The following is a 16,066-nucleotide window of genomic DNA, read 5'->3' as shown; positions in this document are numbered from 1 at the left end:
TGGCAACAGCAAGTAGTTGTAGTAGCTAAGTAAATAATTGGCACGGAGAAGGACACCGATCATGGCCGTAGACGCCCGTGATCCCGGTACCACCACCGAGTCGGACGCCGATCTTCTGGGCGCCCAATTGGTTCGGCTCATGCGCGCGATCGGCCGAGCGAAACACCGTGTGCTCAAGCATGGCCCGGAGGGGCTCGAACAAGTCGCGTACGCGGTCCTGTTCTGCCTCGTGCACGAGGGCCCGCAACGCACCGGGAAGCTCGCCGAACTGCTGCACGCGGAAATCTCGACGATCAGCCGGCAGACCAGAAGTCTTGTCGCACATGGGCTGGTCGAGCGCGGAGCCGATCCGATCGACGGCCGGGTGTGCGTGCTGACCGCCACGGCGGAGGGGGAGCGGGTCTTCACCGAGAACCGTCGGCTGCGCACTCAGTGGCTGGCCGGAGTGCTGGCCGAGTGGCCCGAGACCGACCGATCGACGCTGGTCGGACTGCTGGAGCGACTCGCCGGTGACATCGAAACAACCACCGCACCAATCGAATCGAAATAGGTCAACGACACATGGCAACTGCGACCATCGAGGCGTCGCCGGACGTGCAGGCGGGTGCGCCGCCGCCGCAAATGTCGCACCGGCAGATCCTCACCATCCTGTCCGGACTGCTGCTGGGGATGTTCCTGGCAGCGCTGGACCAGAACATCGTGAGCGTGGCGATCGTGAAGATCGCCAACAGCCTGCACGGGTTCGATCAGCAGGCCTGGGCCACCACGGCCTACCTGATCACCGCCACGATCAGCACGCCGCTCTACGGCAAGCTGGCCGACATCTACGGCCGGAAGTCGTTCTATCTCACCGCGATCGCGCTGTTCGTCATCGGCTCGACGGCCTGCACCTTCGCCACCTCGATGTACGAGCTGGCCGGGTTCCGCGCGTTCCAGGGACTGGGCGCCGGCGGCCTGATGTCGCTGGCCATGACCATCATCGGTGATCTGGTCGCGCCGCGCGAACGCACGCGATACCAGGGCTACTTCATGATGACCTTCGGCATCGCCACCGTGCTCGGGCCGGTGCTGGGCGGCTGGCTCTCCGGATTCGATCGGCTGTGGGGACTCGAGGGCTGGCGCTGGGTGTTCCTGGTGAACGTGCCGATCGGCGTGCTCGCGCTGGTCGTCGTCGCCAAGGTGCTCAATGTGCCGCATCAGCGGCGAAAGTTGAAGGTGGACTGGGGCGGTGCGGTCGCGCTGGCCATCTGCGTGGTGCCGCTGCTGATCGTCGCCGAACAGGGCCGCGGCTGGGGCTGGAGCTCGGGCCGGGCGATTGCCTGCTACGCCATCGGCGTGGTCGGGCTGGTGCTGTTCCTGTTCGTCGAACACCTGATGAAGGACTCGGCGCTGATTCCGTTGCGGCTGTTCCGCAATTCCACCTTCACGGTGTGCATCGTGGGCGGTTTCATCGTCGGAATCGCCATGTTCGGCGCGATCTCGATGGTGCCGCTGTACATGCAGGTGGTGCGCGGTTTCTCCCCGACCAAGGCCGGGTTGTTGATGCTGCCGCTGGTGGCGGGCATCATGATCGGCTCGCTGACCTCGGGCCAGGTCACCAAGCGCACCGGGCGCTACAAGATCCTGCCGGTGATCGGGACCTTCATCGTGGCGTGCGGCGCGGTGCTGTACGCGACGGTGCATTTCGACACCGCGCTGTGGCAGCCGCTGCTGTTCGGCGGGTTCATCGGCCTCGGGCTGGGCTTCTGTATGCAGACGCTGATCATCGCGGTGCAGAACGCCGGGCCGCGCACCGATATGGGCGTTTCGACCGCGTCGGCGACCTTCTTCCGTCAGGTCGGCGGCACGCTGGGCGTCGCGGTGTTCCTGACGATCCTGTTCAACCTGCTGCCGCGCAAGATCACCGAGGCGTTCGGCGGTCAGTTGCCGCCGGGATTCGACACCTCGAAGCTCAGCAGCGTGCAGTCGAATACGGCTGGTATCGCGGCACTTCCGGCGCCGGTGCGCGATCCGATCCTGATCGGCTTCACCAATTCGATGCACGGCGTGTTCTGGGCGACGGCCGGGGTGGCGCTGGTGGCCTGCGTGGTGCTGCTGTTCATGAAGGAGATTCCGCTGCAGGACTCCGCCCCCGCCCAACCCGCGCCCGCCGATCCCGAGCGCGCGGCCGAGGCGGACTGGGCCGAGGAGCAGGTGTGGGAGGGTGCGGCGCAGGCGATCTCGCAGCCGGAACCGGTACTGGCCGCGGAACACCGCAGTGTCGCCGGTGTACACGACCCTCGATCCGAGACGGCGGCCGACAGTGCCGGGGCCGATCGTTCGCACGCAATGGTTGTCGACAGCTCGATGGGAGCTGTCTCGGGAGTGAACGGGGTCAACGGCAATGGCGCACATCATGTTTCCGGGGTTTCCGCGACCGCGACGTTGCCGGTGGTGAGCGCGGTGAGCGGTGGTCGCTCGATCGGCGGGCGGATTCAGCGCGAGGACGGCCGGCCGGTGCCCAATGCGGCGGTGACGCTGATCGATCAACGCGGGCAACAGGTTTCGCGCACCACCGGTGACAGCGAGGGCGGATATCTGATCGAGCCGCCCACGGGCGGCAGCTTCGTGCTGATCGTCTCGGCGAGCGGGAATCTGCCGACCGCGGAGAACATCACCGTGCAAGAGGGCGCCCAGCATCGCAATGTGGTCCTGCAGGGTTCGGGGGAACTGTCCGGGACCGTGCGCACCGCGGGTTCGGGCGAACCGCTTCCGGGCGCGTCCATCACGCTCACCGATCTGCTGGGAGACGTGGTCGGTGCCGCGGTCACCGGGGCCGACGGCGGGTACCTCTGCCACGGCATCGGGGCAGGGACCTATACGCTCGTCGCGGCGGCGGCGCACGTGCGCCCGACCGCCACGACGCTGGTGGTGCCCGAAAGCGGCCTGCTGCGTTTCGATCTCGAACTGACCCCGATGGCGGTACTGACCGGCACCGTCCGGGCCGACGATCGCGCTGTGCCGGACGCCTCGGTGACGATTCTGGACGAGGACGGCACCCCGATCGGCACCACTCGGACCGACGAGAACGGGCGGTACGCGGTGAATGATCTGGCCGAGGGCGGGTACACGATCGTTGCCCGCGGGTATCCTCCGATGACCAGCCGGGTGCGTCTCGCCGGCGGCGAGGCCGAGCACGACATCCAACTCGGATACGACGCGGAGTCGCTGGAACCCTTTGGTGCCGAACGGTTCACGGAGTTGTCATGAATGGTCTCACCGCACGGATCCGCAGCGCGGAGGGTTGGCCGGTACCGGGGGCGGTGCTGACCGTCACCGATCTGAGCGGGCGGCAATTGGCCCGCGCGATGGCCGGTACCACCGGGGACGCGGCCACCGAACCGTTGCCGCCGGGCACGCATACGGCCGTGGTCACCGCGCCCGGGCATCAGCCGGTCGCGCAGCTGGCGCGCATCTCCGCCGGCGGCACCGGATCGCTCGGCGAGATCTGGCTGGTGCCCGAGGTGGATGCGGTGAGCACCCCACCGCCTGGGCCGTGGACGATCGATCCGATGCATTCGACGGTCATCGTCACCGCGCGTCATCTCGGCATCGCCGGTATCAGGGCCCGCTTCGCCGAGGTGGGCGGGCGGCTCGACATCGCCGAATCCTTCGACCAGTCCACCGGATACGCGGAGATCAAGGCGGCCACCGTGGACACCGGAATCGGCATGCGCGACGCGCACCTGCGCTCGGCGGAATTCCTCGATGTCGAGAACTTTCCGCTGATCACCTTCACCGGCAAGCGTTTTCGCCGCACCGGGGCCGACACCTGGGTGATGCCCGGCGATCTCACCCTGCACGGTCACACCCGGCCGGTGGATCTGGCGGTGACCTACGGTGGCTACGGGCCCGATCCCTGGGGTGGAACCCGCTCCGCCTTCCATGCCGAAACGCTGTTGCATCGCGATGATTTCGCCATCGACTATCACGCCGTCGTGCGCGCGGGGATCGCCGCGGTCGGCACCACGGTCAAGGTGGAGCTCGATATCGAGTTGGTGCAGGGCGAGAATCTGCCCGCCCTGTAACCGCCCGCCCGGTAACCGGCGTAATGCCGCTCCCGCCTGCGCTCGTGCGAATGCCCGGTCCATTCGGACCGGGCATTCGGGGTTCATGGTCCGGGATGTTCCGAAAGGTCGATATGCGTTCAGGTTGCTGAATGTTTGCGGACGTTGTAGGTTCGTCGAATCGACGTGCGGATCAGGGGAATCCGGACGATCCGCGTTCGATTCCATTCGTTCTTTCGGCACAGCGATCGAGGCGTACAGATGCAGCGACATCAGATGGACCGGCACATACGACGTGAGCTCTACGAATTGGGTGCGGAGTCGTGGTACGACCGCGCGATATGCGCCCAGACCGACCCCGAATCGTTCTTCCCCGACCAGGGCGGATCCAATCGGGAAGCCAAACGAATCTGTGGAACCTGCCTCGTGCGGGCGGAGTGCCTGGAATACGCGCTGACCCATAACCAGCAGTACGGAATCTGGGGCGGGATGACCCTGCGCGAACGACTGGACCACAACGCCCGCGTCCGCGCCCAGGCGGCCGTGGTCACCGGCGCCTCTTAGCGGAACAGCTCGCACGGCCGCATCGTCGAGTTCCGCTCGCCTCGGCGGTGCGGGCGTCACATCGGCCGGTGGGAGACCTGCCTCAGGGTGCGCGAATAGCTCCCCGGCGGTTCGCCGCGCCACGACTTGAAGGCGTGGGTGAAGGCCGAGGCGCTGGAGTAGCCGAGGCGGGCCGCGGTCTGCTCCACGGTCAGTCCCGCGCGCAGGAGTTCCCCGGCGATCAGTCCGAAGGTCTCCTCGCTCAGCTCGCGGAAGGTGGTGCCCTCATCGGCGAGTCGGCGGCGCAGGGTGCGCACGCTGAGGTTCAGATCGGCCGCGATGTCGGGCTGGCCGCACATTCCGCCGCGATGGACCAGCGCCTCGCGGACCCGGCCGCTGACGCCGAGCCGTTCCCGCCGGCGCTGCACCAGCTCCGCGCACTGCCGCTCGTACATGGCGGCGACGTGTGGATTCGCTTGCGGTAGAGGCTGATCGAGTGCGGCGGGGTCCACCACGATGGTGAGAAGCGGTGCGCCGAAAACGATCTCGGCATCGGGGGCGTAGTCGAAGAACACGCGGTAGGCGGGCTCGGCGCGAAAGGGGAATTCCACGCGGCGGATGGGCAGGCGCCGGGGGATCAGGTCCTGCTGGACGGTGAAGGTCGCCTGCAGGTCACGTTCGGCGTGGAAGCGGCGGACCTCGGGGGGTATCGCGGTGTCGTCGTAGACGATCGTCGGATCGGAGGCGGATCGGTCGAGGGTGATCCGTGCGAAGGATGCGGACAGTTCTCCGAAGCCGACGCCCACTTCGAGTGCGCTGCCCACCGTGGGGCTGGTGAGCACGGCGAACCCCCAGACGCCGTGACCGGAGGCATGGTGGCGGGCTCCGACCGCGAGACCGAGTCCCGGAGCGTCGCCGAGTGTCGTGACCAGATTGCGCATCAGCGCCAATTCCTGCCCCGCGGTGATCTCGGCCGTCGGGTCGATCAGCTGTGCGGCCCTGATTCCGGTGCCCCGGATGATCCGCGCGGTGGACACGCCGTGCTCGGCGGCGAAGTCGGCCATCAATGCGGCGCTGGTGATCGAACGCAACGTCGCCCACATGTCGGCCATCGGCCCATCTTGCGATCAGATGGCCCAATTTCGCAAGTTGCTGGCCCTGTCTCGGATGGTTGCCCCAGTTCAGAGGCCCTACCTTCGCATATGAGCGAGACCACAGCATCGGGCAGATCACATCGAGGATGTCGAAGTATGAGCAAGGGTGACCTCACCGGGAAGCGAGTGGCCGTTACCGGCGGCGCGCGCGGAATCGGGGCCGCCACCGCGCGGCTGTCGGCCGAACGAGGAGCGGTCCTCGCCCTCGGGGATACGGCGCAACCGCAGCGGGTGGGGCGATGACTTTGCTGCCCACGGTGCTCGGCGAACGGCTCGACGACATCCTCGAAATGGCGAAAGCCGCTGTGCGACTGCGGGAGCGCGGGCTCATCGAGCTGCGGCGGCCGCACGTCATCGTGCGATTGGCCACCCTCAATCGGACCTACGGACCGCAGGCGGCGGTGGTCATCGCCTCGGCCATGGATCACCCCCACGGCGCCGCGATCGCCGACGAACGCGGCGAACTGACGTATCGGAACCTGCACGAGCAGTCCAATGCCCTGGCGCGGGGGCTGCTCGGGCTCGGGTTGGCGCAGGGCGACGTGGTCGGGCTGCTGGCCCGCGACCATCGCGGCATGGCGCTGGCGACCGCGGCCGCCGGGAAGGCGGGTCTGCGACTGGCGCTGATGAATACCGGCTTCGCCAAACCACAGTTCGCCGAGGTGACCGAGCGCGAGCGGGTCCGGGCGGTGCTCGCGGACAGCGAGTTCACCGATCTGCTCGGCGCGCTGCCGGACAGCATGCCGCGGGTACTGACCTGGGTCGACGAGGGTCATGCGCTGCCCGCCGCGGCGGTGACCATCGAGGCGCTGATCGCCGCCAACAGCGTTGCGCCACTGCCGCCTCCGGCCAAGCCCGCCGGTTTCATCATCCTCACCAGCGGCACCACCGGGCTGCCCAAGGGCGCGCCGCGCACCAAGGTGTCGCCGTTCACGACCGCGCTGGTGGTGGATCGGGTGCCGTTCCCGCGCCGGGGCACGATGGTGATCGTGTCGCCGATCTTCCACACCACCGGATTCGGCACCTGGAGCATCGGTTCCGCGCTGGCCAACAAGATCGTGCTGATGCGCCGCTTCGACGCGGAGGCGACACTGGCGGCCATCGCCGCGCATCGCGCCGAGATGCTGGTGGCCGTGCCGACGCAGCTGCATCGGATTCTCGCCCTCGGCCCGGAGATCATCGAGCGATACGACACCTCGTGTCTGCGAACGGTGCTGGTGGCCGGTTCGGCGCTCTCCCCGGATCTGGCCGGGCGCTTCCAGGACGTCTTCGGCGACGTGCTCTACAACGGTTACGGCTCCACCGAGGTGGCCATCGCGACGGTGGCCCAGCCGCACGAACTGCGGCTCGCGCCCGGCACCGTGGGCCGCCCGCCGGTGACCGCCAAGGTCGCGCTGTTCGACGACGACGGCAAGCGCGTCACGACGCCGAATACGCTGGGGCGCATCTTCGCCCGCACGATCGCGCCGTTCGAGGGATACACCGACGGCAGACACAAGCAGATCATCGACGGCTACATGTCCACCGGCGACACCGGCCACTTCGACGAACGCGGACTGTATTTCGTCGACGGCCGTGACGACGACATGATCGTGTCCGGCGGTGAGAACGTCTATCCGCTCGAGGTGGAGAACCTGCTGGCGGAACTGCCCGGCATCGAAGAGGTTGCGGTGGTGGGCGTTCCGGACGTCGAGTTCGGAAAACGCCTGCGGGCCTTCGTCGTCGCGAGTGCCGGGGTCGCCCTGGAGCCGCAGGCGATCAAGGACCATGTGAAGGCGAATCTGGCGCGGTACAAGGTGCCGCGCGATGTCGTCTTCGTCGAGGAGTTGCCCCGCAATGCCACCGGAAAGGTGTTGCGGCGCAGGCTGGAGGAGGCCGTCGTCTGAGGTTCAGAGGATCGGGGTGTGCAGGGTGTAGTACTCCGCCAGCGGAATTCGCTTGTCGTCCAGATCCGGGCGCGGGTAGACGCTCCCGGTCAGGGCCGCTCCGGAGAACATGTGCACCATCGAGAACAGCGCCAGTTCCCGGCTTTCCTCCGGAACGTCGTCGAGCAGGCCGTTGGCGCGGGTGTGTTCGAGAATGCCCTCGTAGAACTTCGCGATGGCGGGCGCGATCAGCTCGCGCAGTTCCTCGTCGGTGCGGGCGGCGACCATGAGTTCGTGCCAGACCGCGACCAGCGGGGAGGCCACCGCCTGGGCCAGGAACCCGAGCCCGGCCCGCAGCGGAGCGGGCTGGGCGCGCAGATGGTCCTTGCTCGCGGCGTAGGCGTCGAGAATGCGGTCGCTGACTTCCTCCGCGACCCTGCTGATCAGCGCGAGCCGAGAATCGAAGTGCCGGAACAGCCCGCCGCCGGACAATCCGGCGCGTTCGCTGATCGCCGCGACCGTGGTGCGGTAGTAGCCGTCCTCCTGAATCGTCTCGATGGCCGCGTCGACGAGTTTCTCGATGCTGGCCTCGCGACGTTCCCGCTGAGTGCGGCGGGTCGGGCGAGCAGAGGGTTGGGGCATCGGTCCAGTATGGCCGGGTGTCGCGGTCCAGTATGGCCGGGTGTCGCGGCCTGCTCGGCGAGCGGCCCGCGACACCCGGTGTGGTCACCAGCCGGAGCGGCCGAGCAGCGGAAGGTTGACGAAACTCGGGGCGTCCGGGCGCAGCTGCACGTGCTGCGGAGAGAGGCCGGAGTCCACGAGCATGGGACCGACGGGCAGCGCCTTGAGCAGATTGCTCGCGTACACGTCGACGCGGAGCCGGTGGCCCGGCTGCAGCACCGCATCGGTCGCATTGATCGAGATGTCGAGGCCGGTGCGAGCGCCGGGCACCAGAACCTGTCGCTGCGCCAGCGACAGGAACGGCACGGCGCGCGTGTAGTCGCCCTTGTCATCACGCGCACTGCGGGACTCGTCGATCGCGCGCAGCGAGGCGACCAGCTGCCCCGAGGCCAGCACCCGGGACTGCCCGTCCGGAGCGACATCGTTCACCGTCGTCGTCCAGAAGCCGTCGGTGGCGTCGTGCACGGTCTCGAGGTGCACGGTGATCGGGCCGGACACCGTGGTCGGCTCGGCCACCGCGGCGCTGGTGAAGGTCAGGCCGTTCGCCTCCTGGATGCGAGAGTCCTTGGCGCACATATCTATGAGGGACAGTGCGCCCGCGGTCTCCTGCGCGGAATCGCGCGAACAGATCGACAGCACTCCCGGGGCGACGGTCAGTCGATCCTCGCCGGGGCTCGGATCCGGCAGCAGCGAGCCGTCGTGCACGCTGGTGGCCGTGGTGCCGCTGGGCGCGGCCGACAGATACATCCGGCGGTACTCGACACCCGGCTGCGGCATGCTCGGCGTGGTGAGCCAGCCGCCGCCCTGCTGCTGCACGTTGATCGGGCCGTACGAGTCGATGCCGTTGTCGATTCCCTTGAGCCACTTGTCGAACCACGCGCGCTGCAGCACGTCGATCCGCGGCGGGCTGCCGGGCGAACCGGCGTTCGCGCCCGGATTCAGGTGATAGGTGCTCGACATCAGCAGCTGCTTGCGGCCCGGCGGCAGCGGAATCTCGTTGTAGGCGTGCACCTGTGAGTCCACGAAGACGTCGTGCCAGCCGCCGACGATGAAGGTGGGCACCTGGATTCGTTCCGGATGTCCGGACCAGGACCGGCGCATGACGCTCTGGTCGTCGAGCACCTGCTGCACCTGCGGGCTCAGATCCTCGACGCGGGGGGAGAACACCGCGTTGAGCAGCACGTCGAGGAAGACCATCGGATTCTGCACACGATCGAACAGCCACTGCAGGTCGAAATCACCGCGGGTCAGCGCGGTCAGATCGGGCAGCAGTTTCGCGCCGTTGACCGCGCCCAGCCAGGCGGGCATGAAGGTGACGCCGAGCGCGCCGCCGGGGGCGACCAGATCGCGGAAGGGGTCCTCGCTGGGCACCATCGGGAAAATGGCCTTCAGCGCGGGCGGTTGTTTCGCGGCGGCCTGCAACTGGTTGATCCCGGAGTAGGACATGCCGTTCATCCCGACCTCGCCGGTGGACCACGGCTGGTGCGAGACCCAGTCGATCACCTCGACGGTGTCCTGTTGTTCGCGATCACGGAAGACATCCCAGACTCCCTGGGAGAAACCGGTTCCGCGCACGTCGACGACGACCTGGGTGTAGCCGCTGCGGATCAGTTTGTGATCCGCGGCGAAATTGCGCGCCCAGCCGTTGGCCAGCGCGCGGGTCGAATCGGTGACCCCGCTCAGTGGCGTCCCGCTGAGATCGAGCTGTCCCGCTATCCGCAGGACCGCGTCGGACAGCACCGGGATGTCCAGTGCCGTACTGGCAAGGGTGGAACCGAGTTTCGTGTACGGGGTCAGATTCAGGACGGTCGGTGTGGGGGTGTCGATCGCGTGCCCCGAGGCATCGGCCGGACGATAGACGTTGCCCTTCAACACTGTTCCGTCGCTCATGGTGATGGGGACGTCCCACTCGATGACGACATTCGGATACTGCGGCGGCGCGTCCGCGGCGGCGGTCCATTCCGCCGCTGCCGCACCGCCTTCGGGCGTCGAGTCGGCGGGTGTGGCAGTGGTGATCGGCGCGACGAAGGCGGTGAGCAGCACGAGGGCGCCGGCCGACATCGAGCCGCGGACAAGGCGAGATCGCCAGGTTCTCAACATTGAAATCCATCTCAGACAGGTGCGCGGGCCCGAGAATGTTAGCGAGCGACTGCTAGCTATGTAAATAGCCGTTTCCGCCGAATTCGCGTGCCGGGGGGACTGTGCGGCTGCGTGGTTGGTGCCGATGCCAAAATTCTGCGCCGAATTCTGTCTGGGACACTATGCTCGAAACCGTGGACATGCGTGTTCGCGCGGGGCTATTTTTGTCGGCATGGCATCGCCGCTGACTCCCACCGCAGGCCCGCTCCCTGCGGACGTTCGATTCGATATCGGGCCGGAGCAATACCCGGCGGTGCACATCGACACCACGGTCACCATCACGATGTCCGACGGTGTGGTGCTGTGCGCGGACGTCAACCGGCCCGCCTATCGGCGCGGTGAACCGGCCGCCGACGCGTTTCCGGTGGTCGTGAACTTCACCCCCTACAACCGGATGGGTAATCGCTCCGGTGCGCGCGTCGCGAAGCCGGCGCGCTGGGTCGGGCGACTGGTGAAGCCGTCGGATCGGCGCCGGTTCCGCGGGCGGGATCTGCTGCACACCCTGGCCTCGGGCGCGATCGATGTGTTCTCCACCAACCGAACTCTCGTGTCGCGCGGATATGTGAACGTCGTGGTGGATGTGCGCGGCACCGGATCCTCCACGGGGGCTTGGGATTTCTTCAGCGAGCGCGAACACCTGGACTACGCCGAAGTGCTCGACTGGATTCGTGAACAGCCCTGGTGCGACGGGCATCTGGCGGTCACCGGCATCTCGTACGGCGCGATCGCCGCGCTGATCGCGGCGGGACGGCGGCCCGAAGGGCTCGACGCCGTCTTCGCGATCGTCGCGGGGGAGGATCCGGTCCGGGAACTCGGCCTGACCGGTGGGGTGCCGACGCCGGGGATCGCGGGCTGGATGGGCCTGGTCGATATCGCGAAGTTCCTGCCCTCCCCGCGCGGCATGATCCGCAATCGGGTCCTGGGCCCGTATCTGCGAGATCGCCTGCGCGACCCGGTAAGTGGGCTGCGACTGGCTGCGGACATCGCGACCACGGACGGGCATCCGGAGGGCTTCCTCAACGACCGCTGGGCCGCGCGGCTACCCGATTTCGAGGGCATCACCGCGGCGACCTGGATCCACGGCGCCTGGCACGATGTGTACAACCGCTCCAACTTCCGGATGTTCGACCGCGTCGGCCTGAGCGGCGGCGCGAAACAGGTCCTCGTCGACGACGGGTACCACATCAGCATCGGCAGCGGCTTCGGCGAAGCGGGCAACCCGCCGGCCCTGGACGAATTGCAGTGCGCCTGGTTCGACAAGTGGCTCAAGGGAATCGACAACGGAATCGATCGGTACGGGCCGGTGACCGTGCGGCGGCAGGGCGGCGGCGGATGGATCACGCGCCCGAGTTTTCCCGATCCGGCCGCCGCGGTGCGACGGCTCTACCTCACGGCCGAACCGAGCGGCTCGGCCGAGCACGCGGGGACCGACGGCTCGCTGCGGGACACACCCTACGGGGGAGCCGAATCCCTTCCGCTTCCCACTGTTCCGGCCGGGATGGCCTCGAGCAATACCGCGCTCATGACCATGGGCGCGCTGACCCTGCTCGGTCGCCACTACGGGTCCGACGATCGCCGGGCCGAGGCCGGCGCGGTCACCTTCACCACCGCGCCGCTGTCGCGGGACCTGGTGCTCTCGGGTCCGATGAACCTGCACCTGCGGGTGGAAACCGGTGGTACGGAGGCCTTCTGGTCGGTCACCGTCACCGATGTCGAACCCGACGGGGCGTCGGCCGCGCTCACCCGCGGTGCGCTGCTGTCCTCGCTGCGGGCGACCGACGAGTCTGGCAGCACCTACCTCGACGGTGAACTCGTCTTCGCGCTGCACACGCTGCGGCAGGACTCGGTCCTGCCGGTGGTCGCGGGTGAACCGTTCGATCTCGACATCGAGATCAACCCCACCGAGGCGGTGCTGCGGGCCGGTCATCGCCTGCGCGTCGCCATCGCGCCCGGCAGCTCACCGCGTCATCTGCTCACGCCGTCGATGAAGCGAAAGATCAACGGCCAGAGCATCGTTCTGGATCCGGAGCACCCGAGCTACCTCACCTACCTGGCGGTCCAGGGCTGAGGTTCGGGTCCGTGGCTCAGGCCGGCAGGCGACCGCCCGCCAGGACCGGTTCGGACTCCGCCTCGGGAACCTCGGTGCCGCGCAACGAGGTTCCGGCGGTCTCGCGCAGGAAGTTCCACGCCACCAACCCGATCAGGGACGCGGCCACCATGTACATCGCGGGAAACAGTGTCCAGCCGGTCTTCTCGATGACGGCCTCGTTGATCAGGGGAGCGGTGCCGCCGAACGCGGCGGTCGAGACGTTGTAGCCCAGGGCGAAGCCCGCGTAGCGCACATGAGTGGGGAAGATCGCCGGGAAGGTCGAACTGATGGTGGACAGCTGGGGGACATAGAGCAGCCCCAGCACGATGAAACCGGTGATGGCCCAGCCGGTTCCCTGACCCATCAGCCAGTACATCGGCACGGCCAGGACGGCCAGGCCGACCAGCGAGACCAGCCACATCGGGCGGCGGCCGACCCGGTCCGAGAGCCTGCCGAAGAACGGCAGCGTCACCATCATGACCAGCTGACCGATCAACATCATTGCGGTGGTGGAGGATTCGCCCAGGCCGATGGTCTTCTGAAGATAGGTCGGCTGGTAGGTCAGCAGCGTGTAGTTCACGACGTTGAGCGCCACGACCAGCCCGGCCAGCGTCAGGATCTCACGGCGGTAGTTGGTGAACAGCTCGCGCAGCCCGGTCGGCGGCGTCTTCGTCTCCGCCTCCGCGACCTCGGTGAACACGGGTGATTCGTCGAGCTTCTCGCGCAGGTACCAGCCGATCAGGCCGAGCGGGACCGCCAGCAGGAACGGGATTCGCCAACCCCAGTCGTGCATGGCGTCCGAGCCGAGTGCCAGCTGGCAGGCCAGCACCACCGAGGAGCCGCCCACGAAGCCGGCGAGCGTGCCGAATTCCAGGAAGCTGCCCAGGAATCCGCGCTTGCGATCGGTCGCGCATTCGGCGAGATAGGTTGCCGCGCCGCCGTATTCGCCGCCGGTGGAGAAGCCCTGCACCACGCGCAGCCCGATCAGCAGGATCGGCGCGAGCACACCCGCCGTGGCGTGGGTCGGCAGAATGCCGATGGCTCCGGTCGAGGCCGCCATCAGCAGGATCGTGATGGCCAGCACGGCCTTTCGGCCGATGCGGTCTCCCATCGGACCCCACACCATGCCGCCGAGCGGCCGCAGCAGGAACGAGACCGCGAAGCCGAGCATGGTGCCCAGCGTGCCGAGGTCGCCGGGAAAGAAGGCGTCGGTCAGGTAGGTCGCCGTCGCCGCGTAGACGCCGTAGTCGAACCACTCGGTCGCATTGCCCATCGCCGAGGCGATGACCGATCTGCGTAGTCGAGTCGGCTCCTGAGCGGTCACCTCCGGCCCCTGGTCCGTCCCAGCCTGATCCGTCACGGCCTGTTCCTTCCCAGCCCGCACCGCGGACTCGGTTCCGGTTTCGGTCCCTCGCCGCCGAATCCTTCGTACAAAGGGAGGAACTACCCAGGTGCGCCGGCCAGCAAACAGCGGCAACAGCGCGGAGGTCGTTGTCGCGGGCACTCCGACCTGCTGCGGAAGGTCGAAATGTGAGTGGCGCCACAGGGAGGTGGGCTGCCCGCGCGCATGTCGCAAACGCGTCAGCGTCTCCGGACGGTCCGGCGAGTCGGAGGCGCGACGGCCATACGAAAGAAGGCCCGGTCCGTATGGACCGAGCCTTCGGGTGCTGCCGAGTACTACGCGGGGCTCGTCAGCGCCCCGACTTCCTCAGTTCGAGGGAGTCGTCGTGGTGGTGGTCGTCGTGGCCGGGGGAGTGGTGGTCTCCGGCTTGACGGTCGTGCTCGGCGCCGTGGTCGTCGGCGCCACCGTGGTGGTCGGCGCGACTGTGGTGGTCGGCGCGACGGTCGTGCTCGGGACCGTGGTGCCCGGGGCGGTGGTGGTCGAGTCGGTGGCGCCCGACTTGGTCACGCTCGGTCCGGTACCGGCGACGTCCTTGACCGGGGCCGTACCGGTGGTGGTGGTCGGCTTGGTCGTCGAGGCCTTGGTGGTGGTGCTGGGCTTGGTGGTGGTCGTGGGCGGGTCCAGCGTCGGGGACGCCTTGACGACCGCGGCCGACTTCGCCGCATCGGCGTAATCCGCATCCTGCGGCTTGACGGTGGTGTCGACCTTCTCGCCGGACTGCGCCTGCTTCGACATCGCGGTGAGCCAGGCCGCCGCGTACTCGGCGGAGGTCAGCGGCTTGCCGTCGCCGTTGTCACGCCAGTAGTCGAAGTGGTGACCGGTTCCGTTGGGGCCCAGGGTGAGCTGGTACGGGTCGCTCATGATCACCGGAATCGTGTTCTGGTTCGTGACGATCAGGCCGACGATCTCGTTGAAGATCTTCTGCGGCAGGTAGGCCAGCGGCGACATCTGCTCGGTCGCGATCGAATCCGCGCCGCTGGTGGGTGCTTTGACCTCGCCCGGCTTGTAGTTCGGGTCCGACACCTTCAGCAGCACCTGCAGGAAGGTCTCGTTGCTCGCCATCCAGTTCGGCTGAGTGGCGATGTAGGAGAAGGCGCTCATCGCGGTCTTGCCGAGCTGAACCGCGACGTCCTGTCCGGTCGCCGGGGTCAGGCCCTCGTTCTGCAGTGCGTCGACATTGATTCCCCGGCCGACGTTGATCGCCAACTGCAGCAGCGAGATGTTCTGCGGCGCGGCGCAGGTCAGGTCACCGTCGGAGCAGAACGATGCGATCCGGCCGTTCAGCTTGCCGAAGCCGCCGCTGGTTCCGGGCAGCGCACCCTGACCGCCGGCGGTGTTGTTTCCGGTCTGGTACTTCTGATCGAAGTTGTCCGGGTTGCTGAACGGATCCTTCGCGCCGATGAACTGGCCCTCGCCCGCCTTGCGTCCCGCGTCGGCGAGGATCACGACACCGAGCACCTTGTCCGCGTCGACCGTGTCGGTCGAACCGTCCGGTGCGTTGCCGATGTCCATCGCGACGCGGCGCACCACATCGGAGCCTTCGCTGTATCCCACGATGGAGAACTTGGTGTCGGGGCAGGCGGCGGATATGTCGCGCATCACCTGCTTGGTGTTCGCGACACCCGTGTTCACCGCGTCCTCATAGGTATTGAGGTTCGCGGGGTAGGCGATGTAGACCGCCGCGTACTTGTCCGGGTCGTTCGGGTCGTTCGGTGCGTTGACCACGGGGTCGACCCAGTGGCTGCTGTAATCGCCGGACAATGCCGCCGGCAATTCGTTGCCATTCGCGTCGACCAGCATTTTGGTGGTCTGCGAATTCGGCGAGTCGTTTCGGCCGGCGACCGAAATGGTCACCATGTCATGGCATTCGGTGACCGAAGAAGTGAGCTGTGTCTCAATCGTCCGTGGTTCCGAAGTGGTCAAACCCCAGGAGGCAGCCACCACCGCGACCACTCCCAGCGCTGCGGGCGCGGCAATGGACGAAGCGATGCGGTGGCGCGCCAGAAACTCTCGAAGAGCCAATGTCCCGATCCTTATTTCCAATGTCGACTAACGGATGGACGAGCCCCCCGACGGGCCGTGATTCAGAGGTGACGTCGGAAACGGAGAAGGAAGCGTTACTTCGCGGTGCTAACCGGATCGCGGCG

General features: G+C 67.5%; 11 protein-coding genes and 1 pseudogene. 7 read left to right on the top strand and 5 right to left on the bottom strand.

The genetic code is table 11. The features are described 5' to 3' along the window. Window positions 1-61: 61 nt before the first annotated feature. From NJ1_RS03990 to NJ1_RS03975, 4 genes are all read left to right on the top strand, one after another. Window positions 62-550, top strand: a complete 489-nt coding sequence (locus NJ1_RS03990; protein WP_067687573.1) for a MarR family winged helix-turn-helix transcriptional regulator — start codon at window positions 62-64, stop codon at window positions 548-550. 11 nt (window positions 551-561) lie between these two features. Beyond that, window positions 562-3,249: an MFS transporter gene (locus NJ1_RS03985; RefSeq protein WP_067687571.1), complete on the top strand. Its 2,688-nt coding sequence runs from the start codon at window positions 562-564 to the stop codon at window positions 3,247-3,249. After that, window positions 3,246-4,067: a YceI family protein gene (locus NJ1_RS03980; RefSeq protein ID WP_067687569.1), complete on the top strand. Its 822-nt coding sequence runs from the start codon at window positions 3,246-3,248 to the stop codon at window positions 4,065-4,067. The genes NJ1_RS03985 and NJ1_RS03980 overlap by 4 nt, the downstream gene beginning before the upstream one ends. A gap of 240 nt (window positions 4,068-4,307) precedes the next feature. Then, the gene (locus NJ1_RS03975) at window positions 4,308-4,610 is read left to right on the top strand and encodes a WhiB family transcriptional regulator (protein WP_067687568.1); all 303 of its coding nucleotides are present in this window, start codon (window positions 4,308-4,310) and stop codon (window positions 4,608-4,610) included. A gap of 56 nt (window positions 4,611-4,666) precedes the next feature. On the opposite strand, the gene NJ1_RS03970 is transcribed toward NJ1_RS03975, so the two are convergent. After that, window positions 4,667-5,701, bottom strand: a complete 1,035-nt coding sequence (locus NJ1_RS03970; RefSeq protein WP_084477720.1) for an AraC family transcriptional regulator — start codon at window positions 5,699-5,701, stop codon at window positions 4,667-4,669. A gap of 138 nt (window positions 5,702-5,839) precedes the next feature. On the opposite strand from NJ1_RS03970, the pseudogene NJ1_RS38715 reads away from it, so the two are divergent. After that, a pseudogene (locus NJ1_RS38715) lies at window positions 5,840-5,956 on the top strand (short-chain dehydrogenase); the annotation flags it as partial. Window positions 5,957-5,982: 26 nt separating this feature from the next. Further along, the gene (locus NJ1_RS03965) at window positions 5,983-7,629 is read left to right on the top strand and encodes an AMP-binding protein (protein WP_084477719.1); all 1,647 of its coding nucleotides are present in this window, start codon (window positions 5,983-5,985) and stop codon (window positions 7,627-7,629) included. Between the two features lie 3 nt (window positions 7,630-7,632). Here NJ1_RS03965 and NJ1_RS03960 read toward each other — a convergent pair whose 3' ends face one another. After that, entirely contained in the window at window positions 7,633-8,250 is a 618-nt protein-coding gene (locus tag NJ1_RS03960; RefSeq protein ID WP_067687567.1) for a TetR/AcrR family transcriptional regulator, read from the bottom strand. 84 nt (window positions 8,251-8,334) lie between these two features. Continuing rightward, window positions 8,335-10,350, bottom strand: coding sequence for a CocE/NonD family hydrolase (locus NJ1_RS03955; RefSeq protein WP_067687566.1), 2,016 nt, complete (start codon window positions 10,348-10,350; stop codon window positions 8,335-8,337). A 250-nt stretch (window positions 10,351-10,600) separates the two neighbouring features. Here NJ1_RS03955 and NJ1_RS03950 point away from each other — a divergent pair, with 250 nt between their 5' ends. Continuing rightward, window positions 10,601-12,496, top strand: a complete 1,896-nt coding sequence (locus NJ1_RS03950) for a CocE/NonD family hydrolase (RefSeq protein ID WP_169813079.1) — start codon at window positions 10,601-10,603, stop codon at window positions 12,494-12,496. A 16-nt stretch (window positions 12,497-12,512) separates the two neighbouring features. Here NJ1_RS03950 and NJ1_RS03945 read toward each other — a convergent pair whose 3' ends face one another. Continuing rightward, window positions 12,513-13,790, bottom strand: coding sequence for an MFS transporter (locus NJ1_RS03945; RefSeq protein ID WP_157573752.1), 1,278 nt, complete (start codon window positions 13,788-13,790; stop codon window positions 12,513-12,515). Window positions 13,791-14,225: 435 nt separating this feature from the next. Next, complete coding sequence (locus tag NJ1_RS03940; protein WP_067687564.1) at window positions 14,226-15,941, bottom strand: cutinase family protein; 1,716 nt, start codon at window positions 15,939-15,941, stop codon at window positions 14,226-14,228. Window positions 15,942-16,066: the final 125 nt, after the last annotated feature.

This window comes from Nocardia jejuensis NBRC 103114 (genome assembly GCF_001613145.1).
Lineage (GTDB): Bacteria > Actinomycetota > Actinomycetes > Mycobacteriales > Mycobacteriaceae > Nocardia > Nocardia jejuensis.
This window is presented reverse-complemented; position numbering and strand designations above follow the sequence as displayed.

What these genes read in the sequence shown, in the direction of transcription:
- NJ1_RS03955 (WP_067687566.1), bottom strand. Translation starts at nt 10,350, where the DNA reads ATGTCGGCCGGCGCCCTCGTGCTGCTCACCGCCTTCGTCGCGCCGATC.
- NJ1_RS03965 (WP_084477719.1), top strand. Translation starts at nt 5,983, where the DNA reads ATGACTTTGCTGCCCACGGTGCTCGGCGAACGGCTCGACGACATCCTC.
- NJ1_RS03980 (WP_067687569.1), top strand. Translation starts at nt 3,246, where the DNA reads ATGAATGGTCTCACCGCACGGATCCGCAGCGCGGAGGGTTGGCCGGTA.
- NJ1_RS03950 (WP_169813079.1), top strand. Translation starts at nt 10,601, where the DNA reads ATGGCATCGCCGCTGACTCCCACCGCAGGCCCGCTCCCTGCGGACGTT.
- NJ1_RS03960 (WP_067687567.1), bottom strand. Translation starts at nt 8,250, where the DNA reads ATGCCCCAACCCTCTGCTCGCCCGACCCGCCGCACTCAGCGGGAACGT.
- NJ1_RS03970 (WP_084477720.1), bottom strand. Translation starts at nt 5,701, where the DNA reads ATGGCCGACATGTGGGCGACGTTGCGTTCGATCACCAGCGCCGCATTG.
- NJ1_RS03985 (WP_067687571.1), top strand. Translation starts at nt 562, where the DNA reads ATGGCAACTGCGACCATCGAGGCGTCGCCGGACGTGCAGGCGGGTGCG.
- NJ1_RS03990 (WP_067687573.1), top strand. Translation starts at nt 62, where the DNA reads ATGGCCGTAGACGCCCGTGATCCCGGTACCACCACCGAGTCGGACGCC.
- NJ1_RS03975 (WP_067687568.1), top strand. Translation starts at nt 4,308, where the DNA reads ATGCAGCGACATCAGATGGACCGGCACATACGACGTGAGCTCTACGAA.
- NJ1_RS03945 (WP_157573752.1), bottom strand. Translation starts at nt 13,790, where the DNA reads ATGGGCAATGCGACCGAGTGGTTCGACTACGGCGTCTACGCGGCGACG.